Source organism: Geodermatophilus sp. CPCC 205761, assembly GCF_051383655.1.
Classification (GTDB): domain Bacteria; phylum Actinomycetota; class Actinomycetes; order Mycobacteriales; family Geodermatophilaceae; genus Geodermatophilus.
In genome coordinates this window covers 30,222-55,500 of the sequence record NZ_JALPKQ010000002.1, presented here as the reverse complement: position 1 = coordinate 55,500, position 25,279 = coordinate 30,222, and the positions used below count along the sequence as shown (strand labels likewise).

The following is a 25,279-nucleotide window of genomic DNA, read 5'->3' as shown; positions in this document are numbered from 1 at the left end:
GACGGCGCCCTGCGGGCGGAGCCGTAGCCCGGGCCGGTACTGGTCAGGCTCGACGTCGCGCACTCGACGGTGCGCGGGCGTCCGTCGCCGTGGTCCGCGCCGACGCGGCGCGGCTGTCGTTCGCCGGCACCTCGTTCGACGGTGAGGAGGCGTCGCGGTTTCGGCCGCCGTGGTCGTCGTCCGTGTCCGGGCGACCGTTAGCGTCGGCACTCGCCGTGCGGACCCGGGCGGTGGCGTCCCGCAGCGCACCGAGGACCGTGGTCCGGAATCGCTCGCCCGGGGTCAGGGCGGCGTCGAAGCTCCGGCGCAGCCGCTCAGCCTCCCGCTCGGCGTCCGCGTGGACAGCGGCGTCGTCGGACCGGATGTCCAGGGCCAGCCTGCACAGCGCGCGGCCGGCGTCGGCCAGTGCGACGGCCAGCCGACGCGGGTCGGCGAGCAGGTCCTCCGGCGTGCAGCCGACGCGGCCCGCCAGCCACGTGATGCCCGGCCCGTGCTCGGTCACTGGCCCAAGCGCTCCCCGAGCCACGCGGCCTGCTCGGGGTTCCGCGGCAGCCGCAGGGTGCTGGACTCCTGGACGGGTGCATCGATCGGCACCGCCCTGCCACCGGAGTCCGCCCATGCGACCCCCTCGACGAACGGGTCCGCGTCGGCGCGACCGGTGACCTTGAGCTCCCCGTCCACGAGCTCGACGAGTAGCGCGGCTCCGAGCGACCTGCCCCGGGTGTCGTACGCGCCGCTGACGAACGCCAACCAGCCATCCGGGGCCGTGATCCGCGCGACGCCGAACAGAGCCGCCCCGGCTCGCTCGCCGGGGTCGGCCGTCGCCTGGGTCGACCTCCCGCCCGGGACTGCGGAGCGGCCGGCCTGCGGACCGAGCGGCAGCCCCTCGCCGGGCGCATAGAAGGACGACGCCCGCCGCACGGCTGCGAGGTACGCGTCGTCGTCGGGCTCCCCGAGCGCCGCACGCAGCACCGCGGTGTCCGCGTCGAGGAACGCCTCGGCGAAGGCCACGACATCCGTCAACCGTCGATCAGCAGCCACAGGTCCGCTCCAATCGGGTACGAGCCACCAGGCCCGGCGGGGTCGGTGAACTCCCACGTGTAGACGACGCCGGTGATGCGCATGAGGTCGGGGTGCACCTGCCCCGCGTTGATCTTGGCGCGGATCTCCGCGTCGAGGTCGCGCCCGGCGTCGGCCGCGGGGAACCAGGTGGCCTGCTTGATCTCGGCGAGCGCCGCGGGGTCGAGGAGGGCGCCGAACGACACGCGCACGGTCATGGTGAACGACACCTTCGTCGCGTCCAGCTGGTGGTCCTCGGCCCAGTCCTCGATCTGGGTTCCGATCAAGCGCTCGGCCACGCGCATCACGTTCTGGTTGTAGTGAGCGCTGGCGGTCACCAGGTTCCCGCCGACCGTCCACCCTGACCCGCTGAACTCGTCGGCGATGATGTGCGACCGGTCGAAGCCGTTGTTCGAGCGGAACGCCGGCGAGTCCTGAGTCACCCCCCGACCACGCTCGGAGCTGAAACGCAGGTTCTCGCCCTTCACGGTGATCGCCAGGCCGGCGTTCGTGTCGCGGGTGACGGTGAACCGCTGGCCGGCCTCGGTGTCGTAGGACATGGTGCGCACACCGTTCACGTCCTGGTATGTGATCTTCCTGGGCTTGAACCGATCGTGGTCCGGCACGCGGCCGGTCGGCCAGGCGATGCTCCCGCCACCGGGCGCGCTCCAGCGGAAGGTGATCTCGTTCACCTTGGTGCGCCAACGCTCCTGAACTGTCGCCCCGACGATCGTGGCGGCCGCGATCCGGCTCAGGGCTTCCGTCTTGAGGTTGCTGACCGCGGCCTGGCCGTACGCCTGCCGGAAGTTGCGCTGGACCGAGTGCGGGGGGCTCGTCTGGGTGAAGACGTAGGACAGGAACGGCTCCGACGCCACCGTCCGCTGCCCAGGGGCAGACTGGAAGTAGGGGAGCAGGAGCCGGTGCTGGCCGGGGTCGGCCACCACAGCCTGTGCGCCGGCCTCTGTCCCGTCCAGCACCGTGTCGGTCCACAGGCGGGTGTCAGTCGGCTGGTTACCGATGGTGAACTCCGGGAGACGGCTCCGCCAGCCCGCTACCACGTCGCCGGCACGGCTCGTCCCCTCGGGCGGCAGTTGAGCGGCCATGTCCGCAAGCCACTGCTCGGTGGCTACCTCGCCCTCGAAGATCTCGAACAGCTCGTCCAGCATCGTCGCGATCGAGCGCTGCTGACCCTCGAGGTCGGCGTCCGACGGCGGCTCCACGTCGTCGCTGGGGTTCGTCGAGGCCGCGGCGAACTCGGGGGCCAGCGTGTCGGCGGTGGTGTCAGCCGCGCTCACCGCGCCGGCGAGCGCGTCCAGCTTCGTCGTCGTGGAGCCCTGGATGCCCTCGGGGAGCTCTCCGATCCGCCCTCGCCACTCCGCGATCTTGTTCTCGATCGGTAGCGGCGCGGAGGCGACCATGAGCGTCGCCGTCGCGCCCTCCGTCTGCACGAAGACGCGGTGCGACTCGCCGCCTGCGGTGAACCGGACCGTCGTCCCGAGCTCCTCGTCGTCGCTCCCGTTCCCCTCGTCTTCGTCGCCGCCCAGTCCGAGCGCGCGCAGCAGCGCTCGGCCGCGCTCGGCGAGGAAGCCGATCACGATGTCCATCCCCTGGTAGACGCGGGCCTGAAGCGCGACGATCACGTCGGCGACCTGGTTCGGCAGACCGCTGAGGCTGAGCAGCCCGGCGAAGAAGTCGATGACCGGCGGGATGAGCATGGCCAGCGATCGCTCGACCGCGTTGGCGAGGCCGGCGATGTTGCCGGCGATGACATCGGCCATGCCGTTGACCACCGCTTCGACGAACCGGAAGATGCGCGCGGCGTTCCGGAAGATCCACGCGCACACGTCGTAGATCGCCTTGATGGCCTGAGCGACCGCGCCGGCGGGGTTGAGCAGTCCGATCACCCTGATGACGACCTGTGTGATCAGGGTGTCGACCAGGTACTCGATCGCCGCCTCGAGGATCGTCTGCACGATCATCTCCGGGGTCAGCTGCTCCTTGATCATGTCGACGATGCCCTGCGGGCCCTGCTGGATGAGGAGCGAGATCAGCTGCCAGGCGGCCTCGATGATCGCCACGTTCTGCTCGCCGATGTGCCGGACGAGGATCTCCCGCACCCGCGCCCAGGTGATCCCCATGAGCTGCAGGGCGAAGGAGAACAGAGACGTGGGGGAGAAGTCCGTCGGCATCGGGATGGGCGCCTCGAGGCCGGAGAACAGCCAGTTCCAGAAGCCGCGGAGCATGTGCAGGGCGAAGTTGTCGAAGAACTGCTGGAAGCCCTGCCTCACCCCGGCCATGAAGTTGTTCGCGAAGCGCATCGGGTCATCGGCGATGTCCGCGGCCACGTGCTGGATGCGCGCCACCAGGGCCCAGAACGCCCCCGGCGGGATGTTCACCAGCGTCAGGAGTCCGTTGATGATGGCCTTGACCGGGTCGTCGATGAACGCCTGGATGGCCGCCGCGATCCGGCCGAGGACGCCGCGCGCCGCCTGTCGCCGCTCCTCGACCGCTGCCTGCACCTCGGCGACGGCGGTCAGGGCGGCCCGTGAGACGTCCTGGACGAAGCTGGTCCGCGCCGCGGTGACCTGCTGGCTGAGCCCGTCGAGCATGCCGGAGAACCGGGTGCGCTCCTGGGCGGCCCACTCCGGGAACTGCTCCTCCATCGCGGAGAAGGCGGCGTCGATGTCCTCCCGGGCCTGCGCGATGACCGCTTGGGCGGCGGCCACGACACCGTTGACGTCGGTGGAGATCTCCAGCAGGAGCTCGCAGATGCCGTCGCCGAACTGCTTCTCGGCGCGGTCGTACTCCTCCTCCACCCAGGCCGGCAGGCCGAAGACCGCGTCGCCGACTCCGACGATGAAGCCCTCGACGCCGGAGTGCCGCTCGTCGATCCACGCCTGGACGCGGTCGAGGGAGTCGTGGAACTCCTGCGACAGCCGGGTCAGGCCGGCGGTCCAGCGCGCCATGGCCGTCCGGCTCAGCGGCTCGAGGAGGGCCGTGACCTGCTGTTGGGCGGTCGTGAAGATCGTCTGCGCACGCTGGGAGACCGAGTCGCGGGTCTGCTCCTCGCTCCGCACGGCCCGGGTCTGGCCGCCCGCGACGTCCCCCACCGTTCCGGCCCGGGCGGCCACCAGGGCCTCCGTCGCCTGCGCCTGGAGCGTGGCCATGTCGGCCTGTGCGGTCTCGATCGCGGCGTTCTGCTCGGCCGCCAGCTGCTCCGGGGTCTGCGCGGCCATCTCGCCGAGCTCCCCGCGTGAGTCCCGGACCGTCGCGAACGGGGCGTCGGGGATCTCCTGCGTCACGGGTGTGTCGATCCCGGAACCGGCGATCCGCTGGTCGGTCGCGGCGACGTCGGCGTCCAGGGACAGGTTCTCCGGCGGGATGGGGTCCGGGGCGGCGCTCGCGGCATCGACGCCCATGCCCGGACCGGACGGGTCCGGGTGCTCGACCGGCGTCGGGGTCAGCGCCGGCGTTCCGCTCGGGGGGTCGTTCATGTCGGCGTAGCCGGCCTGGACCTGGCCGACCTGTCCTTCGACCGAGCCGGAGACGGTGGCCCCCGCCGTCTGCGCCGCCTGAGTGGGGTCGGCACCGAGCAGGTCGTCCTCGTCGACCGGGCGCTGTTCGGCGATCGCGACGCGGATCCGCTCGCACAGCTCGACGATCTCCGGACTCGGGGCGGGGCGATCACCGAGCGCAGCGGCGAGGCCCTCCCGGGCCCGCGCGGCGGTCTCGGCGGCGGGCTCGGTCACTGCGCCCCGGGCCTCGGCGACGTTCTCCTCCGCGGACGGCAGGTCAGCGGCGGCGCGCGCAGCCCCGCCGGCGGCGGCGGCCACCTCACCGGCCCGCGCGGTGGCGGCGGGCCCGGGCTCGGCGGGAGCAGGGGGCATGAGGAGCTCGACCGTGATCGCGGGCGCAGGTGGTGCTCCTCCGGCCCCGCCTCCGCCGAGCCCGCCCCGGCCGGCCGCGGCCTCGGGCGCCGGGCCGGCACCGGCTGGACCCGCCGCGGCTGCCCCGCCGGCCACCTCATGCCCGGCCACGGGCTCCACGGGCGGCACAGGCACCACGGTCGCCGGCACCGCGTCGCTGTCGGCAGTCGGACGGGAACCGGCGTCGGGTGCCGGCTCCGCCGGTGGCGCCGGTGGCGTCGGTGTCACCGGCCCGACGGCGCCGGCGACCGCCGCCCGGACCGCGGCGTCCAGCAGGGCCGCGGTCTCCGGGCTGTCCGGGCCGTACCGCCCCGGCGCGAAGAAGAGATCTGTGTTCGAGACGAACGCCGGTGCCCCCTCGACCGGGGAGTCGGGGTGCGCACGCAGGCCGGTGACGTCCCAACCGCGCAGCCCGCGGAAGAGCTCGACGACCCTCGGCTCCAGGGGCAGCCCGGGTGGCAGGGCGCCGTCGGGCAGGGCGACGGTCGCCCCGGTGCCGGTGCGGGTCACCGTCAGCCCCTGCGCCGGACTGAGCGCCACCTCGGTGCCGACCGGGGTGAGGTCGATCGCGAGTGTCGTCCCGCGCAGGCTGACCGCCGGGGCGGCCAGGGGTGCGCCCTCCCAACCGGCCACGGACCACGTCGTCTCCGCGATCCGGAGTCCGAGGAGGCGGACGACGCCGCGCATCGTCACCGTGCCGTCCAGGGTCCCGTCGGAGCGGAACCCGGCTCGGCCGGTCAGGTCGACGAACGGCGCGGCGCCGGTGAGCAGCACCTCCCCGCCACCCACCCCCCACTCGGCGTACCGCGCGGTCAGCCCGCCCGCCGGGACACCGAGGTCGACGACGCTCTCGTCGGGCGCGGGCCGGGGGACCGTCCGCAGCGGCTCCGGCTCGGGGGACGCCGGCCCGACGGCCCCGGCGCCGGCTCGGACCGTCGTCCGGGTCGCCGCACCGTGCTCCGACTCGGGGACGGCGGCGACGGGGGCCGGTGCGCTCACCGGACGGTCCGTCCCGCCTTCTCGAACTGCCGATGGATGCCGCTGACCAGGTAGTCCTGGGTCACCACCCACGCGTCGGCCGCCGCGAGGTAGGCCGCGTCCAGGCTCGCGTCCCGGATCTGTGCCCCGGACAGCGGGTACCGCTGTGCGAGCGCATCGAGGTCGACCTCGTCGGCTACCGGCAGCTCGGGTGGCAGCACCGCCCGCCAGAGCCGGACGCGCTCGGCAGGCCCCGGCTCGGGGAACTCGACCATCACGTGGATGCGCCGCTGGAAGGCCTCGTCGATGTTGGCGAGGAGGTTCGTCGTCAGGATGACGACGCCGGGGTGCGCCTCGATGCGGGACAGCAGGTAGGAGACCTCCTGGTTGGCGTAGCGGTCGTGGGAGTCGCTGACCTCGGTGCGCCTCCCGAACACCGCGTCGGCCTCGTCGAACACGAGCAGGCAACGCTCGCGGACCGCCCGGTCGAACACCCTGGCCAGTGCCTTCTCGGTCTCGCCGATGTACTTGGACACCAGCGCGGACAGGTCGACGAGGTACGCGGTCAGCCCCGTCGACCGGGAGAGCGCCGCCGCCGTCATCGTCTTGCCCGTGCCCGGTGGGCCGTGGAACAGGGCGAGCAGGCCGGCGGTGTTGTCGTGGTGCCGGCCGAACCCCCAGGTCTCGACCACCAGGTCACGGTGGGAGATGCGGTTCGCGAGATCGGTGATCCGCCGGCGTGCCGGGCCGGGGAGGACGACGTCGTCCAGGCTGTGCACGGTGGTCAGCGGGCGGGCCGGGAAGTCGGTGGACACGGTGACCGGCTCGGGCGGCAGTCCGAGCACCCACCGCACCAACGCCGGGTCGGCGCGGAGCCGGCCCGACAGGTCCCCTGCCGGGTCCAGGGACAGCAGGCCGGACGCGAGCAGGGGCGCGCCGCTGCTGAGCTGGACGGCGGCCTCGAGCCGGCCGCCGAACGTGCGCGCAGCCAGGGTGCGGGCGACCTCTCCGGTGAGCCCGACCGCACCCGGCCGGTCGGTCAGCTCGGCGTACAACCGGTCGAACTTCTCGTCGACGTGCGGGGCGATCGCGGCGACCAGCACGAGGGCCTCCGGCGCCGTCAGGCCGGCGTCCGCGACGACCCGGGCGAGCGGCGCCCTGCCGCGGTAGCGGGAGAGCGGAGGAATGCCCTCGTCGGGCCCGTCGAGGCCGAGCAACCGGCTGGACGGGCTCCCTCGGCGCTCCTCGATGCGGATCGCGACGACCGCCTCGAGCATCTCCAGGGCTGACCTGAGCTCTGCGGCGTACTCGGCCGGCTGCGTGCCGGTCGACGCGGGCGCGGTCACGGCCGGAACCGCACGGTCAGGACGGGCGTCCACGGCAGGCGGAGGAGGCCTACCGGGTAGGGGAGCAGCGGCAGCACGACGTCGAGCGGAGCGGTCTGTGCGAGGAGGGTCGCGGGATCGTGTCCGAGGTCGAGGATGCCCGCCCGTATCAGCCAGCTGTCGCGGACGAACCGCGCCGAGGACCGCTGGAATCCAGGCAGGAGCGCGACGAACCGGCGCAGGACGTCCTCGGCAGCGACTCGGATCCGGTCGAGGGCATCGAGCGGCGCGAGACCCGCGGAGGGCGCTGCGTCCTCCGGTGCCCCGGCGAGGAAGCGGACGAGCGGGTCGTCGACGAGGCCCGGATCTGCCGGGTCGGCGAGAGCGGCGAGGGCGACGCGGCGCGGGAGGCTCGGTTCAGCACTCGCGTGCAGATCCACGGCCTCGCGGCACAGGTCGGCCAACCACGGATAGGCCAGCACGACGCCGGCCGCCCGGGTCGCCGCGGCCGGGTCGACGCTCACCGGTACGGACGGTTCGAGCAACGGTCTGACCGCCCGGGCTGCTTCGGCCAGCCGGTCCGCCAGTGCCGGTGGGGCGGTCCCGCTCGACGGCGAACTCCCGCTCGAGCCGGGCACGACGCCGGCGTGCCGCTCGTGCGGCGGGTGGGCGAGTGGGGCCGCGGATCCCCGCGCGCGCGTGACCGGAGGCTGTCGGGGCGTCCGGAGCGACCCGGCGGCGGCGATCAGCGCCTGAACGAGCGTCTCGGCCCGCTCGCCGCCGATCCGGTGCAGCACGGCCGCAGCGATCCGGGGGTCGGACAGTGCGGTGACCGCCTTCGGCACCGGTACCGCACCGGGGTCGACTCGTGCGAGCCATCCCGACACCGCCTTCGCGACCTCGACGACGTCCGTCACCGCGCCGGCTCCAGCGACCTCGCCGCCGCCCGACGTCCCGGCGGCGCCGGCCGTCGCGTTGGCGCCGGGCGTCGTGCGGGCGCCTGCCGTCGTGGGCGTGCCCGAAGCTTCGGGCACCAGCCTCCCTGCGGCGACACCGACACCCCTCGCCCGCGGCCGGGCGCCCGCGGCCAGGGCCGCTTGCCGGATCCCGTCCGCCCACAGCACCGCGAGCGTCGCGTCGTCGTGGTCGGCCGGGTCGGTGAGCCGCACCGTCAGCCGGTCGAGGTCGACGTCCGCGAGGTCGGCCAGCGCGCGCTCGAGTGCATGGGGCAACGCCCTGGCCGCGACCGTGGCCAGCCGGCGCGCGTCCGTTCCGCGGATGCGCAGCCGGTCCACCACGACGTCGGTCATCCGAGCAGGTCCCTCACCGCGTTGAGCTGGGCGTCCAGCTGGTTGCCGAGGGACGGATCGATCCCTGCGGACTTGACCGCGGTGCGCAACGTACTGAGCAGCCGGATGGTGGCGTTGCCGATCGCCTGCGGCTCCCCGCCGGCGGCCGCCTCCTCGAGCGTCGCCGTCGCACGTGTCGCGGCGCCGATGTGCCGCCCGAGCGCGGCCTTGTCCTTCGGCGTGACGAGGGAGGCGAGCCCGTTGGTGAGGCTCCCGGCGAACTCGACCAGGCCACGCGCGACGCCAGTGTCGAGCTGCCTCGGGCCCCGGATGCCGACACCCCTGACGATCACGTCGAGCTGGCCCTCGGCCGTCGACAACCGCTGCTGCATGTCCTCGAGCGGTACACCGCTGAGCTCGAGGTCGACGCGGCCCTTCACCTCCGCCTCGATCGCCCGGCCGACGCCCCGGATCGCCTGGTCCACCTCGGTGCGCCACTGCACGGTCGCCTGCTCGAAACCCTTGAACCCCTGGACGTCGACGGTGAGGCCGCCCACCTGCTCGGTGACCTTGTCCAGCCCGACCTGGTGGACCTCGGTCGCCGCGAGCGCCTCGGTCGCCTTGGCCGTCGCGGCCGGGAGGGCGGTTCCGAGCTCGCGTGCGCTGTGCGCCGCGGGGACCCGGCCCATGGCGGTGACCTTGTTGTTCGTCCCCACCGTGAACACCACCGTGTCGGCGACGTTGAAGGTCGCTCCGGGCTGGTACCCGGGGAGGGCCGTGACCTCGCCGGCGGACAGGACCTGGACGTTGGGCGTTCCGCCGAGGCCCTCGACCTGCGCCTCGAGCGACGTCTTCGCGATCCCGGCGTCCCGGCCCAGGGCCGGCAGCCCGTCGATCACTCCCTTGCCGAAGTAGTCCCACCGGTCGGTGGCGTAGATCTCCTCGATGACGTCGTCGATGTGGGCGTAGACGTCCGGCGGGTTCCAGATGGGCCCGAGAGGGTCGATGTCCCAGTGCTTGTACCAGCCCTCGGGGATCTCGCGGGGCGGGAAGTAGAACGGCACGCACTCCCCGCCGCTCAGCACCCTGCCATGAGCGCAGTAGGGGAAGACCACGATCGGATCGTCGTCGTCGTCCTCGATCGGTGGCGGTTCCGGCGGGGCGTACCCCGAGATCAGTCCCTCGAGCAGGTCGACCCAGACGCCACACGGGGAGGTGCAGCCACCACCGGTGAAGGCCAGGCTGAGTCCGCTGGGCGGTTCCCACGCATGGCGGTACGCGCAGTCCCAGACCCACGTCGAACCCACCAGGCGCACCCAGCCGAGCACGACGCCGGGCCGGGTGCTGCTGTGGTCGCTCGTCGTGGCCATCAGGGCACGGCAACGCAGCAGGTCGAGGGTCGCGAAGAGCACCTGGTTGAGGAAGCCCGCCTTGTATCCCTTGACCCCGGGCAGGTCCGACGCGGCGATCGAGGTGGCCTGGAGCGCGGTGATCAGGGCAGGGTCGATCAGCGGACCCCCGCTGTTGCGGAGTCGGGTGACGAGTGCGTCCCGCAGCGTGACGTAGGACCCCTGCGGCGCGGAGGTGAGCGAGAGCCGCAGCGGCTCGACGCTCAGCAGCGTCTCACCGGCGAAGTCGAAGCGGGGTCCGGTGATCCGGCCGGCGACGACCCGCAGCGCGACCGCGCGCGTGTGCAGCTCGGCGTGACCCTCGCAGTCCGTCTCGCCGCAGTCCGGCGCCGGCTCGGCGACGTCGGTCGCCTCCAGGACGACGGAGAACCCGCCGGGTCCGGCGGCCACGAAGTCGAAGGAGCCGGTGGACGTCGTCGGCGGCAGGGCGACGGTCTGCGACGCGGGGAGGATCAGCGGCTCGCCCACCTGGTCGATCGCCAGGCCGGGACCGATGGTGAGCGTCGTGCCGCTCACCGTGCCGCCGAGCCCGCCGTTGACGCCGAAGCCGGTGAGTCGGCCGAGCAGGCGGTCGCGGAAGTGGCTGAAGGCGTGCAGCTGGTTGAGCTCCGCGGCGGTGAGGGTCTGTCCGCCTTCGAAGACCGGGTACTGGTTGCCGGGCATGGTGTCGCTCCTTCAGTCCTCGCTGGGCAGGTGCCCGACGTCGAGCCGGTCGATGGTGCGGCCTTCGTCGATGCACTCCCAGATCCGGATGCCGTTCGCGTGGTCGATGAACGACGTGATGGAGCAGAGCAGGGTGCGAAGGTCCTCGCGGTACGCGTCGACGGCCTGCTCGAAGGCCGTGACCTGCTCGGGTGTCGGGTCCGGGGGCAGCTGGGGCGGGTCCGGCACGGCGAAGTCCGGGCGGGTCCAGCAGACCCGCAGGCGCACGTGCGCCGGCGCGTACCAGTCCGTGAACTCCATCGCCTCGTGCCGTCTGCGGTAGTCCTCGAACTGCGTCGTCGACGGGACGAAGAGGGTGCCGGTGAGCTCCGGGTCCGGGATCCGGGGACCGGCCACCTTGAAGTGCTCGAGCAGATAGGGGCGAGCGCCGGCGGCTATCCCGAACGCCAGGCAGAACCAGTCCAGGAACCCTCGTGGCGTGCCACGTCGCCGCCAGATCCGGGCCGCCTTCGCCAGGAACGTGCGGCGCTGCACGACTCCCCCCTCGTCCGATCTCCACGAGGCGGGGAAGGCGAAGGCCGCCCAGGTCGCCACCTCGTCGTACACGGTGAGATACGCCTCGACGAGAGCGTCCCCGCCGGCGTCGTACGGCAGGTCGGTGGGCCAGCGCAGGGCCGCGTCAGGGCCGAGCACGAGGGAGAGGTCGTCGAGCCGCTCGAGGTAGGCGTGGTTGAGCTCGTCGGCCAGACCGAGGAAGGCGTCCAGCTGCGCGAAGGACGCCGCGTCGTCCTGGTACACGGCGGGGAGGTGCCGTGCCAGGCGGGTGTAGTCGGCGCTAGGCATCGGAGCACTCCCCGGTCAGGACGAACCGAACCCGCAGGCACTGGATGTCCGCCAGCTCGGGGACGCAGACGGGGGGAAGCGGTACGGACCCGTCGGCGGACTCGACGAACGGCCCGGTCCCCACCTTGATCGCCAGCTTCTCGACGCCCAGGATCGCCGGGTCGGCGGAGATGGCCGTGACGACCTCGGTGAACCGGATGGCCTCGCCCGGGGTCCAGCCCTCCTCCGGTTGGTCGACGCGGGGCCACGGGCCGTCGATCACGGGGCCGGTAGCCGGGGTCGGCCGGCTCTCCGGGCGGCCGGCGGCGAAGTGCGCGGCCACCCGGGCCAGCGCGCCGCCGACGGTGGCCTCGCGGTCCGCACCGACCCGGGTGACGAGCCGGCCCTGAAGGACCACCGGGCACACGTCGAGCAGCGTCGCGCCGACCTCGTCGCAGATCATCCGGCGAGGGTCGAGCGGGTCGAGGGTGTCCTGCCAGGTCGGGTGCGGCTGGTCGACCTCGGTGCCGATCGCCGTGCGCAGGACCTCGGTCAGGAACACCGGCGCGGAGGCCCGGACCGACGCGGACACCTCGGGCGCGGCCGCGCGCTCGACGACGAGTGTCACCGTGCCCTTGGCGGGAACGGCCGTCGTCACCGGCCGGCCGTCCCACCCGATGCCGGCCAGGCGTCCGGGGACCGCCCAGGCCCGGAGCACCTCAGGGTGCTGCCGCGCCCGGCGGGCGTAGTCGACGTCGGTCACCGGCTCGCAGGTGAGCGCCTGCAGCGGGTGCGGCGGCCACACCCGGGACGCACCGTCGGTCTCCTCGAGGCACTCGGGCAGGGTGTGGAGCGGAACGGGGGCGGCCGCCATCGCCACCTCCACCTCGTCCGAGGACAGGCCGGCGGCCCCGAGATCGGCGCGCACCGCGCTCACCGCCTGCAGGGTGGTCGCGGCGAGGATCGCGTCCAGGTGCTCCAGCATCGCGGTGGACGACCGGCGTCGGCGCTCGCGGCGCACGACGGCGGCCAGCTCGTCCGGCCACAACGGGAGTGCCGTGGCCAGCGCCTCGGCGGCGCGTGCATCCTGCGCGGCGACGGTCCCTCCGACGGTCCGCGCGGCGTCGACGGCCGACGCGACGAGGTCCGTGAGCTCGTGCGCCAGGCCGCGCACCAGCCCGGCCCGGAGGAGCGTGACGGCCACCGGGGTCTGCCGGGTCGTGAAGGTGCCGCCCCAGGGTGCCTCCGCGAGGAGGGCCAGTGCGTCGCCTGGCGCGGGGCAGGCCCGGACCAGGGGCTCCAGCACCTGGGCGACGGACCTCTCGGCCGCGCCCGGCGCCTTCCGGGCGAGCACGTCGGCGACGGCTGCGATCTCCCCGGGGGGCAGCGTCGCGTGCCAGTGTCGGTCGGTCGCCGGCTCCCACGCCGCGACGTCCAGGGGCCAGGCCGACGGCCGGGTGGCGGTCCGGTAGTGCAGGTCGGCGAGCCCGAACGCGGCGGCCTCGGCGAGCGTCACACCCGGTTCGATCGCGTTGCGGTCGTTCCAGGTCGTGGCCGAGGTCGCGGCCAGCGCGGCCATCAGCCGCACACGGACGCCCTCCCAGTCGGCATCCGGCGCGACGGGCGTGAACGAGGAGACGGGCTCGGCGCTCACAGCTGCTCCTTCACGGCGATGGTGTGTGCGGCGGACGAGCAGAACAGGCCACGGCACGGATCCACCTCGACCAGCTCGGTGACCACCCCGTCGGGTCCGCGCATCGTCACCGTGTGGACGGTGTCCACCTCTGGCCGGCCGTCGAGGAACGCCGCCAGCGCGGAGCGGAACAGGCTGCGGCCCCACCGGGTCGGCGTCGTGCCCCCGGGGTGCAGCCAGGTCTCGAGCGCGGCGGCGACGGCGTCCCGGCCGGTCAGCGCGGTGATCCCGCGGCGCAGCAGGATGTCGGCGGTCACGGTGACCGGGGCGAACAGCGGGCACAGCACGGTCGGGTGGGCGTGCAGTCCGGTCATCGGCGCGAGCACGTCGGTGATCCGGCCGGCCAGGCTGACCGACGGGCGCGGCTGCGGGTCCATCGGTCGGTCCGGCAGGACGACCAGGCCGACGCTGCCCGCGAGACGCACCCCGTCGGGACCGGTGTGCGGCAGGCACCGCACGGCCGCCACCTCGGGGAAGGCGACCGCGACGATCTCCTCGTAGTCCCAGGAGGTCACCGCCCGGCCGCGGTGCCGGGCCAGCGCGGACGCCCGGCGCCGGTAGGAAGCATCGTCCTCCGGCCCCCGGCCTCGCACGCCGCCGAGGTTGGTGACCTTCTTGACCCCGCTGACGGGGGAGAGCGTGCCCTTGATGGTGCCCGCGGGCAGGGCGGTCGCCGGGCTCGGGTCCCTGGCCGGGTCGAGCGCCTGGCTGGCGTAGGTCGCCACGACGGCGTCCGGTGTCACCGAGGTGACGACCCCGATGCGCTCGGGGGCGTCGGTGACCATCCGCACCCAGCGCCCGGCGTCGGCCGACACCGCGTCGCACCCGACGGCCCAGCCCTCCGGCGCGATGAACCGCAGGAGGCCGGATTCGCGCAGCAGCCGGGACCCGTCGGCGACCGGCAGCGGCTGCCATGCCGCGCCGTCCCACCACTCCCATCGGGCACCCTCGGGGTCGGTGCTCGAGCCGCACGGCGACGCGGAGTCCACCCCGAGGTACACCGACACGCTCGAGCCGATCGCGGCCGCGGGCAGGTCGAGGCCCAGAGCCACCATCCCGGTGTCGCCGGCCGGGGAGATGGACCTCGTGAACGGCTGGAAGGCCCCCGAGCCGACCTGCCGCGTCCTGACCCAGCCGTTGACCGCTTCCACCTTCGTGGCCGCCACCGAAGCGGTCGTGTAGGAGAGCGTGATCCGGGAGACGATCGGGGGCACCGGCGGGGTCGGCATGGTCGGCGTGTCACCGGCCACGGCTCCCGTCGCGAACGTCGCGATCTCCCGCTGGTAGTCGGTCCAGCCGAAGTCGCCCTCGGAGAGGAAGGCGCGCACCAGGTGGCCGGCCTCGCCTCCGACCACCGCCGGCTCGGAGCACGGCGCGCCGCTGACCGGCGCGCCGGTGAAGCCGGTGAGCTGTGCGCCGACGTCCTCGAACGTCTGCCATTCGCCGTCCACCCGGCGCTGCCACTCAACGTGCGGTGGCGTCCGGGTGCTCACCAGTCCGGTGATGCGGTCGATGACGTTCTGGACGCCGGCGGTGATCGAGCCGACCAGGCTGGTTCGCAGATAGCTCATCGACTCGGAGATCTCGGCGGCCAGGTGTACCGGGATGCCGCTGCCTCCGCTCGCGGACGCGAGCGGCGCACCGCCCGCCTGCATCACCTGGATGCTGACCGTGACGGTCGCGAGCTGCTTGCCGAATGCCTCGTCGCTGCGCAGGTAGAGGGCGTCCCCGCGCCTGGCGGCGGGTCCGAACGGCTGCAGCTCCTTGGTCACGTCCAGAGCGCCGTCGTTCAGGTACGCCGCCTGCGGGACGATCGGTGTCCGGCCGGTGACCTGCAGCCTCGCCTCGGTGAACGCGATGGACGTCGGCAGAGCGTGATCCGGCGGGATGTCCGCCTCCAGCCACGGGTCGCCCGTGGCGCCTTCGACGAGGCCGCAGCCGCCGGTCAGCACGACCGTCACCTGGTTGCCGGTCACGTCGCCCGTGGCCTGTCCGCGGGCCCCGTCCGCGCGCGGGTAGCGCCACACCGCCGGGCCGAGGCCCGCCGCCGACGTCGCCCCGGTGAGCGTGACGCGGACCGTCAGGTTCCCCCCGTCGAACGCCAGCACCGGGCTGTACAGGCGCAGCCGGTGGGGTGCGGCCGCGCCGGTCGTCGGGCTCAGTGGATAGGGGTCAGCCTCCGCGACGAGGCCCGCCAGGCCGGTCGGGTGGCCGCCGGGCACCTGGCTCCGGACCGCAGTGACGGTCGCGCCGTGCGCCATGAGCGCGTCGTTCGTGCGATACCGGCGCTCGACACCGAACGCGTCCTTTCCGCCCCGCAGCACCGTGCCCTTCTCGACGACGGCCGGGGCCAGCCCGGGATCGACGGTCGCGTGGGCGACCACCGTGTCCGGGCGAACCGGCAGCCGCGGGATCGCGAGGATCCGTCCGAGCCAGTCCAGGTGCGCGCGCTCGGGGAGGGTGTCCGCGTGCGCGTCGAGCTCGGGGTACTCCTGGGTCAGCGCGGTGAGCAGCGCCCGGTCCGGGTCGCCCGGCCGGGACAGGTCGGTCTCGTCCGGCCCGGTGAACAGGACGTCGCGCCAGGTGTGGGCGGCGTCGTAGGCGACCAGGCCGGCGGCCCTGGCCAGCGCCGCGCGGACGTCCTCGGGCCGGCGGCTCACGGCGGCTCCTGGACGAAGAACGGGATGACCAGGTTGTCCGGCCGGGAGTGCCGGTCGAGGCGGTACTCGATGCGCACGTCGATCCGCTCGTCGGACTCCTCCGCCGGGGCCGCCTCGACCGCGTCGACGATCACCCGCGGCTCCCACAGGAGGAGGGCCCGCTCGACGTCGTGCGCGAGCCGGTAGCAGACGTCGGTCGTCCGGGGCTCGAACACGTACCGGTCGACGCCGGCGCCGAGCGTCGGCCGCATCACGCGGGCACCCACCCCGGTGCGCAGGAGCACCCGCATCGCCTCCTGGACGTGCGCGACGCCGGCGGACGTGGCGAGCACGGCCGCCGCTGCCCCGTCTGCCAGGTCCCACCGCGGCGGAAACGCCCAGCCGCACCCCAGGTGCGGATCGTCGCCGTAGGTCATGCGATCACCACCGTCGCGCAGCCGACGGCGACGCTCGCCCCGCACACACAGGCGTCCGAGGCGCGCAGCGCCGGCCGGCCGCCGATCATCACCGTCGTCGATCCCGCGACGAACGGCGACGACGGGATGTGCGAGGGCGGTGGGATGGGGCATGCGTGCACGTCGCCCAGGACGGCCGCCGGCAGGCCGCCGATCATCACCGTCGCCACCCCGGGACCGACGACGGTCCCGCCGTGGACGGTCGGGTCCCCGACCCGTGCGGCGCCCGGCATAGTGCTCTCCTCGGCTGTGTGGTCCGCTAGTTGATGGTGACGAGCGCGCCCTTGAGGCCGAGCGTCGCGGAGGCCTTGACGTCGAGAGTGCCCGAGCTCTCTAGCGTGGCGGGGCCGGAGGACCTACCCCGGATGCCGCCGGCGTCGAGCTCGACCGTTCCCGAGCTGGCCTTGAGAACGATGTCGCCCCTGGCCGCGGTCAGCTCGATGCCGTCGGCGGAGAGCCGGATCGCGTTGCCCGACTCCCCGTGCGTCAGAGTGACCTCGGAGTCCGCCTCCGCGAGGCGGAGCACGTTGCCGGCCGGGGTCTCGATGGTCACCGCGCTGGCGTCGCCGTCCTCCAGGGTGATGCGGTGCCCCTCGGGGCTCACGACGGCGCGGACGAGGTTGTCGTCGTTGCTCATCGCCACCGGGGCGGCCTGAGTCCCGTTGAACAGGGAGCCGAGGACGACGAGGGCCGCGTCCTCCCCGTCCAACGGCGCGACGAGCACCTCCTGCCCGACACCGGGCACGAACACCGTGCCGAAGCCGTCGCCGGCGTCCAGGGTCGCGAGTCGGGCCCACACGCCGTCGCCGGTCTCCCCGCGCCAGGGCAGCCGGACCCGCACGCGGTTCAAGCCGTCCGGGTCCTCCAGCGACGCGACGACCCCGATGGTGAGCGGCGCCGGCCGGCCGGGCAGGGGCGGCCGGAGGGCCGGCGGACTCCCCACCTGGAACTCGGTCCGGTAGCCGCGCGCGGAGAGCCGGTGCCGTGCTGCAGTCGTGTAGTGCGGCCCGGACATCCGCTCGCCGACGCCGGTGATGCGGAGCCATCCGTCGCAGCGCAGCGCAGGGTTCCCGACCACCTCGCCGTAGCCGTGGTAGTGGAGGAGCGCTGTGGCGCGCTGGCGACCGAGGGCAATGGCGTCGACCTGGTCGGTCGCCGGGAGCGACGCCCGCGCCACGCGTTCCTCCCGGAGCGGCCATCCGGCGTCGGACACGGCCGCGCCGTGATCGACGCGGTCCCCGAGGTCGAGCCCGGTCTGGATCGCGCCGACCTGGGACTCGAGCGCCTCGAGCACGTCGGCGTCCCAGCCGGCACCGACCACCGAGTCCACCGCGCGGGTCAGGTCCTGGGTCAGGTGCAGCTCGGTCACGTTGCGCCCGTACTCGAGCTCGATCGGTCCCACCGGGTCGGCGGGCGGCCGGAAGACCAGCGTGGTGCCCCGGACGTAGGTGACCCAGCCGAGCTCGGCAGCGCGCGTGGTGAGCAGATCCCAGTCGCTGCGCCGGTCACTGACCACCGCCGCCCGCGTGACGCCCGCGCCGGCATCGGCGGTCAGGGAGTAGTCGGCGGCGACGGCGGACACGACGTCGGCGTCGCTGACGGCCTCGAGTTGGCGCGACCGGGGCGGGTGCTCGAGCAGGATGGACCGGGACCGCGCCTCGACCCGGAGGACCGGCTGGCCGCTTGCCGGGAAGTGCGTGGTCACCGCGGCGACCACTCCGGCGAACACCGACGTCAGTTGCGCGTGGTAGCCCAACAGCACCTCCACGTCAGCGCCGGGTGCGAACGGGCCGTCGTCGCTGTGCCGCACGGCGCGGGTGTCGGGATCCCAGTTCTGCAGCAGCAGGGCGAGGCGCCCGTGCCGGCCGACCTCCTCCGCCACATCGATCTCCACGACGTCGCCGTGCACCAGCGGCGTCACGGGCGTCCCGGCCACGCGCACCTCGAACTCCGGCCGGTCGGGTGTGGCCGCCGTGCCGTAGCGGCTCACCGCAGGACCCCGGCGGTCGGCAGGCGGCCCCCACCCTTGTCCTTCGGAGGCAGGCGGAGGACCTGGCCGGCGGCGATGCCGCCGGGGTTGCGCAGTCCGTTCACCGTCGCGAGCGGCCGCCAGAAGGCCGGGTCGCCGTACACGCGGTAGGCGATCGCGTCCAGCCGCTCACCCTCGGACACCAACCACGTCTGGTACAGGTCGGGAGACTCGCGGCGCTCCTCGGCGGCGAGCTCCTCCGGGGCGACGACCTCCTTCAGGGTGAGTTTGACCGTCGCGCGCAAGGGCTCACCGTTCCGGTCGAACAGCTTGTACGTGACGTCGACCTGGGTGAGCACGCCGCGGAAGTCGAACCGGCCCCAGTAGGCGTGCACGTAGTACGGCTGGTGCGTGTCGGCCTGGAACTCGGTGAAGGCCAGCAGCTGGTCGAGCTTCTCGCCGACCGACACCCCCGTCTCGATCACGCCGGAGCCGTCCATCAACAGGTCGATCTGGACCTGGTCCGGCTCCCCGCCGCCGTAGGACTGCTGTGGCGCCGACGACCCGGCCGACGGTGTCGCCTGGTAGGTGTTCTTGCGGGAGAACGCCAGCTCGGTCGGGTTGAGCAAGGTGCGCCACGGAGGCCCGGCGACCTCGGTGAACTCCTGGTCCCGATACGGCTCGATGGTCAGTTTGGTGAGCTGGGTGACGTCGAGCATCAGCAGTCCCACTCCCGGCGCAGCACCTCGAGCACGCGCTCGGTGGCGCGCCGCACGACGACGTCCATCACGTCCTCGGGAAGGCCGCCCGCGGCCGCGTCTCCGCCGGTTCCGCCCGCCGCCGTGCCGCCGCCGGGGCCCCCGGGCCGGGTGAGCACCACCTCGGTGAGGATCTCGGAGATGACGACGGCCATCACGCACCGACCGTCGTCAGGTGCAACCCGTGGTGGGCGATCTCGACCGACTCCACCGCGACCGCCCCGGACTGCGCGTCCAGGTCGGGGCCGGTCAGCTTGACCGGCCAGCCCTTGCGGAACGCCCAGACCCGTACCGGGGCCAGCACCCCCTCCACCGTTGACATGAGCGAGACCTGACCGTTGCGTGGCGCCACCCGGCCGGTCACGAGGTACTCGAAGAACCAGCCCCAGAGCTCGGTCGAGGGGCCCGCGCCCTGGGTGAGCACGAGGTTGGGGAAGGACCCGCGCACCGGCAGCCGGTGGGCGAACCGGTTCTCGCCGCCCTCCGCGTACTCCTCGACGCCCACGTCGCCGGCCAGCCCCGAGCACTTGGAGAAGCTCACCGACGTGATGCCGTCGACGGCCAGGACGAAGTGGGCGCCGATGTAGGGGAGCGGGGACGGCGCCGACACGGGAGATGTCATGGCACCTCGATCGCGATGCTCTCGCAGGCGAACTCGACGGTCTCCACCGCGACGTCGGTGCCGGTCGACTTCAGCCCTGGGCCCTCGAGCTTGACCGGCCACGCGCCCTGGATCTTCCAGGTCATCACCAGCGTGCGCTCCTCGTTGAGGAGGCTGACGGTCACGTCACGCCGGGCCACGCTCCCCGGGACGACGGTGTTGTACCACTCGAACAACCCGTTGCCGGCCTCGGCGGGCATGATGCCGCGCTTGAGCGTGACGTTGCTGAACTTCTTCAGCCCGGGCACCTTGCGCGTGGAGAGAGCCAGGTCCGCTCCACCGCGGTACTCCACGACCTCGGCCTCCATCGTCAGGCCGGTGACCTCGGAGAAGCTCGAGGTGTTCTGCGAGTCCCCCCAGCTGACCTCGAAGTGCAGGGTCGTCAGGGGGTATGACGCGGTCATCGGGTGCTCCTCTCACTCACTCGGACAGCCGCTTGTGGCTGAAGCGGAAGATCACGAACTCCGCCGGTTTGGTGGGGGCGATCGCGACCTCGGTGATGACCAGGCCGAGGTCGATGTCCGTCTCGTTCATCGTCTCGGGGTAGCCGACCCGCACCCGGTACGCCTGCTCGGGGGAGGTGCCGGCCAGAGCGCCCGCGCGCCACAACTGGTCGAGGAAGTTCTCCACCGAGACCTTGATCCTCATCCAGGTGGCCGAGGTGTTCGGCTCGAACACCACCCACTGGGTGCCGGTCTCGATGCTGTTCTCGACGAAGTTGAAGAGCCGCCGCACGTTGACGTAGCGCCAGGTCGTGTCGTCGGTCGCATTTCGTGCCCCCCAGATCCGCGTTCCTCGTCCCGGGAAGGCCCGGATCAGGTTGACCGAGCCCGGGTTGAGGAGGTCCTGGCGGCGTTGGGTGTATGTCTGGGACAGCCCCACGATGCCCGCCACCCGCTCGTTGCCCGGCGCCTTGTGGACGCCGCGCTCCCGGTCGGTCCGGGCGAGGACGCCGGCGACGAACCCTGACGGCGGCACGGTGCGGAACCGGTCGGAGGAGTCGGGGTCGAGGTTCACCACCATCAGGTAGGGCGCGTACAGCGCCGCGTACGTGCTGGACAGCGTGGTGTTGCGCCAGTCCAGCAGGTCGTCGTCGGTGGAGTAGTCCGGAGCGTCGATGATCGCGAAGCGCCGGTACTGCTCGCAGTGGGTCACCACCGCGCCGACGAGGTCCGCCTGCAGGAGAGGGTCGGTGAACGTGACGGTGTCCGGGCAGACCACCATGGCCGGTTCCTGTTCGGCCTCGAGCGCGAGCAGACCGGCCTTGTAGTCGGCGCTGGTCGCCGGGTTGTCGATCCCGGCCTGGGTGGACACCGCGAAGGCGGGGGTGCTGGCCTCGGAGATCGCCGGAGCGCTGGCCGCCCTCCGTGCGACGGTGATGTAGGCGGAGATGCCGTTCACGACGCCGTCCCGCGCGTAGTACTGCGGGTGGGCCGGGTCGAGAGCGAGACCGCTGAAGGTCTCGATCGCCGTCCCGTTCTCTGCCACCGTGAGCGAGAACCGCAGTGGGAAGAACGCCGTCGAGGTGTAGGCCACGAGCGGGAAGCGGCCGGGGTCGGCGGTGCTGTTCGCGGCCGAGATGTCCGTCGTGGCCGTGAAGCGCAGCACGTAGACCGTGCCGGTCGGGTTGTCGACGGCGGTGATCCGCAGCCGGTCCGTGCCGAAGTCGACGAACTCCCCGACGGCCGGAGGCAACGCGCACTGCACGACGACGCCGTTGGACGCGTTGGCCGGGAGGACGAAGGTCGCTGTCGTGAACGTCTGGGGGAGCGCGTCCCCCGTCGTCGTGGCGGTGGTGGCACCGGTGCGGGTGACCGTCGTCGTCTGCGTGCCGTTGGTCAGACGGATCGCGGTGCCGACCGGGAGGAAGCTGAACCGGGAGAGCACGTCGGAGACGGTCGTGGCCACCAGGTTGATCGCCTCGGTGTAGACCGCCACACGCACCTGCGCGTCGACGTCCACGGCGCCCGCCGGGGAGTTCTGTCCGCCCGGCATGGCGAAGCCCGAGCTGGTGAAGGTCGCGACCGCACCGGTCGACACGGTCGCCCGCGCGTTCGCCATCTGGCTGTCCGCGTCGACCGGGGCGAGGGAAGGGTGGACCGACCAGGTGATCTGGCCGAGCGAGAACGTGGGGGCGCCGCCGGGGATGGTCCCGCGGAACCGGGCGATCCGCCGGGCGAGGCCGGCGGCGGACAGCGCTGCTCCGAGCGGTGCGGTGAGAGTGACCACCATGCGTGGCCCGGTGCGGGCGACGCCGGCGACCACGGCGGTCACCCGCGAGCCGTCCGCGCGTTGGGCGACCAGCAGGTCTCCGGGCTTGATACCGGAGCCGGCGGCCAACGGGATGGTGGTGAGCACCCTGGTGCGAGCGGCGACGACGTCCCCGGCGGCGAGCGCTATCGCGGCGGCGGCGGTGGCGTTGACCATGGTCTCGCTGACGGTGTTGATGGTGGCGTCGACGCTGGCCCCGGCGGAGTTGAGCAGCACGACGGCGTCGCCCGCGGTCAGGCCACCGGAGCTCGTCACGGGGATGTCGATGGTGCCGGCGGGGACCGCAACCGTGCCGGACACCTCGGCACGCGCCATCGTGCCCGCGCCACCCTTGGTGTCCGGGGCGACGGTGAGCACGAGACCGTTCGTCCAGCTGCCCGCGGACGTCGCCGTCGCGGTGAACGACAGCGTCGGCGTCGAGTCCTTGACGTCCCAGGCGCCGGGGATGGACGGGTCCACCCGCACCACCCAGGCGGCGGGGCCGCCGTTCTCGAAGAAGCCGTACACCGCCTCGGCCGAGAACCCACCGGCGTGGGCGGGCCCGAAGCTGCGCACGAAGTCGGACCAGCCGGTGACCCGGGTCGGCGTGAGCAGTGGGCCCTTGCGCAGGTCGCCGATCACGGCGACGACGGACGTGGACGCGGCGGCGATCGGCTGCGGTCCCGAGGGGACCTCCTCGATGTAGACGCCGGGTGATTGGTACGTCACGAGCCCTCCCTGGGTCGCGGGTCAGGTGGTGCCGACGAGTCGGATCCGCGTGGTGGCGCGGGTGTGGTCCACGACGAGCCGACGGAGCAGCTCGCCCGCGACCAGCAGGTCGAGCGGCGTGAAGGCGGCGGTCCAGACGACGGGGCCGGAGCTGTAGAGGCCCGGCTCGGACTCCGTGAGCGGAACGGTGGGCAGCGGCGTCGGGCCCGAGCTGGCGCGGGCGGTCACCACGAGGCCCGTGAGCGGGAGGCCGGTGGTCGGCGCGGACAGCGCGACGTCGAGGGTGATCGGCTCCGGGTCGACGTCCACCGTGATGTCGACAGTGTCGAGCGTGACGTCGACGGTCGGCGTCCGCACGAGCGCGGCGAGTCGCCGGTCCGCGATCGCCACCGTGATGACGGGCGCTGCGGGCGGCACCGGAACCCCGTCACGGACGGTCACGACGACGTCGCCTCCGCGCACGCGCATCGCCCAGCCGTAGGGCAGGACACCGCGCGCGCTCAACGGCTCGAGCACCTCACCGGACGCGGTGTGCCGCAGGCGCACCCGGTGGGCGAGCCGAACCGTCGTGGTCGCGGTGGTCACGGCGCCCCCACGTAGTCGATCCGGTGGGCTCGGACCGTGCCTGCGCCGTCCTCGGGGACGAGGTTCACCGGGGCGACGTCGACGTCGTAGAAGAGCGCCAGTCGAGCCGACCTCCCGAGCGCCCCCCAGATCTGGTTGCGCTCGTCCGCCGTTGTCGTGACGAGGCGGACGGTGAGGGTCGCCACCTCCTGCGCCAGCGTCGGGGACATGAGGGCCGAGCCGACGATCGGCGACGTGTGGAAGACGGTGACGACCCGCGCCAGCCGGGACTGGGCCTCGTCGTGGTCACCGGTGTACGTCGCGAGGTAGTGCAGCCGAAGGGCGAGGGGGGCCCGGACGTACCCGGCGGGGGATGACACCAGCGGCCGGTTGACCAGGTGCGGGTGCCCCTCGACCGCGTACAGCGCGAGCGCGAGACGGCGTGCCGTGGGCTCCTTGTCGGCAGCGGACAGCGAGGAGAGCTCGACCCACGACCCGAGGTCGGGCGTTGCCTGCTCGATGACGTCGACGAGAGTCTCGGAGACCTCGCGGATCACGGTGTGGCCGCCGGCTGGAGTTCGCCCAGCGGATGTCTGCTCCCGCGGTGACCGTGGACGGAGCCGAGCGGGCAGGCGCGGGCCGTCGCACACGCGCACCCGTCGACGCCGGCGAGGTCGATCGCGATGGACAGGGCCATCAGGCCTCGTCCCCGGCACAGGGCCCGATCAGGCCGGCATCGCGCAGGAACCGGTCGACGGTCTCGTGGATCGCCTCGAGAGAGCCGGCGCCGGCCACGATGTCGGCCGCCGGGACAGTGACCCGTGCGCGCAGCGCCGGGGCCAGACCCGGGAGTTCCCGGTGTTCCAGCCACGCGTGCACCTGCACCGTCACCTCTCGTCTCGTCACGGCACCACGAGGTGCGACTGCTCTCCGTCCATTCGCCCTTGCTACGCCCGAGCGATCACCGTGCGATCACCGGTGGATCGCGACGGGATCACGGGACCGCGGAACTGCTCAGCACGACCCCGCCGCGCCTGCGGCCCGGCCTGCGGTGCTGCTCGAGCTGGTCAGCGGCGTGTCGAGAGTGACGTGATCGCCGACTCGATCCGCTCCACGGCCAGACGGCACGACGCCAGGGCCCGCTGCATCTCGCGCAGTGCGCACACCGGGTCCGGGTGGTCGACCTCGAGGGGGCGGACGCCCTCCCGGACTGCCATCGCCGCGAGGGTGGTCTCGATGAGCGGTTCGACCCCGAGGTCGTCCCGGAGACGCCGCTCGCACACTTCGAACTGGCGTAGCGCGTCGGTGCGCCGGCCCGCGTCGGAGTACAGGCGGATGAGGCGGCGATGGGTGTCCTCGCGCAGTGGATCCCGTTGCACCAGGCGCTCGGCCCAGAACATCGCTTCCTCGGCGGTCTTGGCCGTGGCCAACAAGGTCTCGATCCCCGCGATCAACGCGAGGTGCAGTTGCTGACGCGCCTGGACGACCCAGTCGTGGTAGCAGCCGACGAGGAACTCCTCGGCGTCGGCAAGGACCGCCTGCTGGAGCCGGGCGAGCGCCTCGGGATCGGCGTGCGCCGCAGCGGACCGGTTCTCGTCGCTCAGCGCCGCCAGGGTCGACGTGACGTCGACCTCGACGCATCCTCGGGCGAGCGTGATGTGTCCAGCGCGCGATGTGTGCACGACCTCGCGTGCCCCACCGAACAGGGCTCGGGCTCGCCACACCACGGTGTTGAGCCGGCGGCGACCCTGGTCCGGAGTCAGCTGAGGCCACAGCGCATCGATCAGGCGCTCGCGGTGGCAGCTCGACGGTCGTTCGACGCCGAGATAGCCGAGGAACGGCTGGAGGCTCGGTGGGATGTCGATTCCGGGAGATCCGTTGCGGTGTACCGCTGCCTTGCCGAGGAGATCCAGTCGGACTTGCACCTTTGCTGTCCCCCGTCCCGTGAGCCCGGCGCGGCGGCGACCCTCAACGGAATTACTGCTTCGTCCACGTTCCTCCAGCGTCGTCACCAGTGCGTCACGCACCTGGTCTCTCACGGTGATCCGGCGGTCCGGTGATCCGGCGGT

21 protein-coding genes are annotated in these 25,279 nt (G+C 73.1%); all 21 read right to left on the bottom strand.

The window, feature by feature from the left end:
- Window positions 1-43: 43 nt before the first annotated feature.
- Complete coding sequence (locus MY526_RS01795) at window positions 44-502, bottom strand: hypothetical protein (protein WP_436689588.1); 459 nt, start codon at window positions 500-502, stop codon at window positions 44-46.
- Window positions 499-1,023 carry a hypothetical protein gene (locus MY526_RS01790; protein ID WP_436689590.1) on the bottom strand — a complete coding sequence of 175 codons (525 nt, stop codon included), beginning with the start codon at window positions 1,021-1,023 and terminating at the stop codon, window positions 499-501. Before MY526_RS01790 ends, MY526_RS01795 begins: the two co-directional genes overlap by 4 nt.
- Window positions 1,020-5,984, bottom strand: coding sequence for a hypothetical protein (locus MY526_RS01785; RefSeq protein ID WP_436703097.1), 4,965 nt, complete (start codon window positions 5,982-5,984; stop codon window positions 1,020-1,022). The genes MY526_RS01790 and MY526_RS01785 overlap by 4 nt, the downstream gene beginning before the upstream one ends.
- Window positions 5,981-7,309: an ATP-binding protein gene (locus MY526_RS01780; protein WP_436703096.1), complete on the bottom strand. Its 1,329-nt coding sequence runs from the start codon at window positions 7,307-7,309 to the stop codon at window positions 5,981-5,983. Before MY526_RS01780 ends, MY526_RS01785 begins: the two co-directional genes overlap by 4 nt.
- Entirely contained in the window at window positions 7,306-8,598 is a 1,293-nt protein-coding gene (locus MY526_RS01775) for a contractile injection system tape measure protein (protein WP_436703095.1), read from the bottom strand. Before MY526_RS01775 ends, MY526_RS01780 begins: the two co-directional genes overlap by 4 nt.
- On the bottom strand, window positions 8,595-10,649 hold the full coding sequence (locus tag MY526_RS01770; RefSeq protein WP_436703094.1) for a hypothetical protein: 2,055 nt from the start codon (window positions 10,647-10,649) through the stop codon (window positions 8,595-8,597). Before MY526_RS01770 ends, MY526_RS01775 begins: the two co-directional genes overlap by 4 nt.
- Window positions 10,650-10,661: 12 nt before the next feature.
- The gene (locus MY526_RS01765) at window positions 10,662-11,492 is read right to left on the bottom strand and encodes a hypothetical protein (RefSeq protein ID WP_436703093.1); all 831 of its coding nucleotides are present in this window, start codon (window positions 11,490-11,492) and stop codon (window positions 10,662-10,664) included.
- On the bottom strand, window positions 11,485-13,125 hold the full coding sequence (locus MY526_RS01760) for a hypothetical protein (RefSeq protein WP_436703092.1): 1,641 nt from the start codon (window positions 13,123-13,125) through the stop codon (window positions 11,485-11,487). The genes MY526_RS01765 and MY526_RS01760 overlap by 8 nt, the downstream gene beginning before the upstream one ends.
- Window positions 13,122-15,824 (bottom strand): baseplate J/gp47 family protein, encoded by a 2,703-nt coding sequence (locus MY526_RS01755; protein WP_436703091.1) that lies wholly within the window; start codon window positions 15,822-15,824, stop codon window positions 13,122-13,124. The genes MY526_RS01760 and MY526_RS01755 overlap by 4 nt, the downstream gene beginning before the upstream one ends.
- Window positions 15,821-16,240, bottom strand: a complete 420-nt coding sequence (locus MY526_RS01750; RefSeq protein ID WP_436689606.1) for a GPW/gp25 family protein — start codon at window positions 16,238-16,240, stop codon at window positions 15,821-15,823. The genes MY526_RS01755 and MY526_RS01750 overlap by 4 nt, the downstream gene beginning before the upstream one ends.
- Window positions 16,237-16,512 carry a PAAR domain-containing protein gene (locus tag MY526_RS01745; protein ID WP_436689608.1) on the bottom strand — a complete coding sequence of 92 codons (276 nt, stop codon included), beginning with the start codon at window positions 16,510-16,512 and terminating at the stop codon, window positions 16,237-16,239. Before MY526_RS01745 ends, MY526_RS01750 begins: the two co-directional genes overlap by 4 nt.
- Window positions 16,513-16,538: 26 nt before the next feature.
- Entirely contained in the window at window positions 16,539-18,269 is a 1,731-nt protein-coding gene (locus MY526_RS01740) for a phage baseplate assembly protein V (protein WP_436689609.1), read from the bottom strand.
- The gene (locus MY526_RS01735; protein ID WP_436703090.1) at window positions 18,266-18,979 is read right to left on the bottom strand and encodes a CIS tube protein; all 714 of its coding nucleotides are present in this window, start codon (window positions 18,977-18,979) and stop codon (window positions 18,266-18,268) included. Before MY526_RS01735 ends, MY526_RS01740 begins: the two co-directional genes overlap by 4 nt.
- On the bottom strand, window positions 18,967-19,164 hold the full coding sequence (locus MY526_RS01730) for a hypothetical protein (protein ID WP_436689613.1): 198 nt from the start codon (window positions 19,162-19,164) through the stop codon (window positions 18,967-18,969). The genes MY526_RS01735 and MY526_RS01730 overlap by 13 nt, the downstream gene beginning before the upstream one ends.
- Window positions 19,161-19,628, bottom strand: coding sequence for a phage tail protein (locus MY526_RS01725; RefSeq protein WP_436689615.1), 468 nt, complete (start codon window positions 19,626-19,628; stop codon window positions 19,161-19,163). Before MY526_RS01725 ends, MY526_RS01730 begins: the two co-directional genes overlap by 4 nt.
- Window positions 19,625-20,071 carry a phage tail protein gene (locus MY526_RS01720; protein ID WP_436689617.1) on the bottom strand — a complete coding sequence of 149 codons (447 nt, stop codon included), beginning with the start codon at window positions 20,069-20,071 and terminating at the stop codon, window positions 19,625-19,627. The genes MY526_RS01725 and MY526_RS01720 overlap by 4 nt, the downstream gene beginning before the upstream one ends.
- Window positions 20,072-20,087: 16 nt before the next feature.
- The gene (locus MY526_RS01715) at window positions 20,088-22,646 is read right to left on the bottom strand and encodes a phage tail sheath subtilisin-like domain-containing protein (protein ID WP_436703089.1); all 2,559 of its coding nucleotides are present in this window, start codon (window positions 22,644-22,646) and stop codon (window positions 20,088-20,090) included.
- Between the two features lie 21 nt (window positions 22,647-22,667).
- Window positions 22,668-23,231, bottom strand: a complete 564-nt coding sequence (locus MY526_RS01710) for a hypothetical protein (RefSeq protein ID WP_436689621.1) — start codon at window positions 23,229-23,231, stop codon at window positions 22,668-22,670.
- Window positions 23,228-23,767, bottom strand: a complete 540-nt coding sequence (locus tag MY526_RS01705) for a Pvc16 family protein (protein WP_436689623.1) — start codon at window positions 23,765-23,767, stop codon at window positions 23,228-23,230. Before MY526_RS01705 ends, MY526_RS01710 begins: the two co-directional genes overlap by 4 nt.
- A gap of 139 nt (window positions 23,768-23,906) precedes the next feature.
- Window positions 23,907-24,101, bottom strand: a complete 195-nt coding sequence (locus tag MY526_RS01700) for a hypothetical protein (protein WP_436689625.1) — start codon at window positions 24,099-24,101, stop codon at window positions 23,907-23,909.
- 176 nt (window positions 24,102-24,277) lie between these two features.
- Entirely contained in the window at window positions 24,278-25,135 is an 858-nt protein-coding gene (locus MY526_RS01695; protein ID WP_436689626.1) for an AfsR/SARP family transcriptional regulator, read from the bottom strand.
- Between the last annotated feature and the right edge of the window lie 144 nt (window positions 25,136-25,279).

Excerpts from the sequence above, each read along its gene's own strand:
- MY526_RS01775 (WP_436703095.1), bottom strand. The coding sequence starts at position 8,598 with ATGACCGACGTCGTGGTGGACCGGCTGCGCATCCGCGGAACGGACGCG.
- MY526_RS01770 (WP_436703094.1), bottom strand. The coding sequence starts at position 10,649 with ATGCCCGGCAACCAGTACCCGGTCTTCGAAGGCGGACAGACCCTCACC.
- MY526_RS01765 (WP_436703093.1), bottom strand. The coding sequence starts at position 11,492 with ATGCCTAGCGCCGACTACACCCGCCTGGCACGGCACCTCCCCGCCGTG.
- MY526_RS01750 (WP_436689606.1), bottom strand. The coding sequence starts at position 16,240 with ATGACCTACGGCGACGATCCGCACCTGGGGTGCGGCTGGGCGTTTCCG.
- MY526_RS01745 (WP_436689608.1), bottom strand. The coding sequence starts at position 16,512 with ATGCCGGGCGCCGCACGGGTCGGGGACCCGACCGTCCACGGCGGGACC.
- MY526_RS01725 (WP_436689615.1), bottom strand. The coding sequence starts at position 19,628 with ATGACATCTCCCGTGTCGGCGCCGTCCCCGCTCCCCTACATCGGCGCC.
- MY526_RS01720 (WP_436689617.1), bottom strand. The coding sequence starts at position 20,071 with ATGACCGCGTCATACCCCCTGACGACCCTGCACTTCGAGGTCAGCTGG.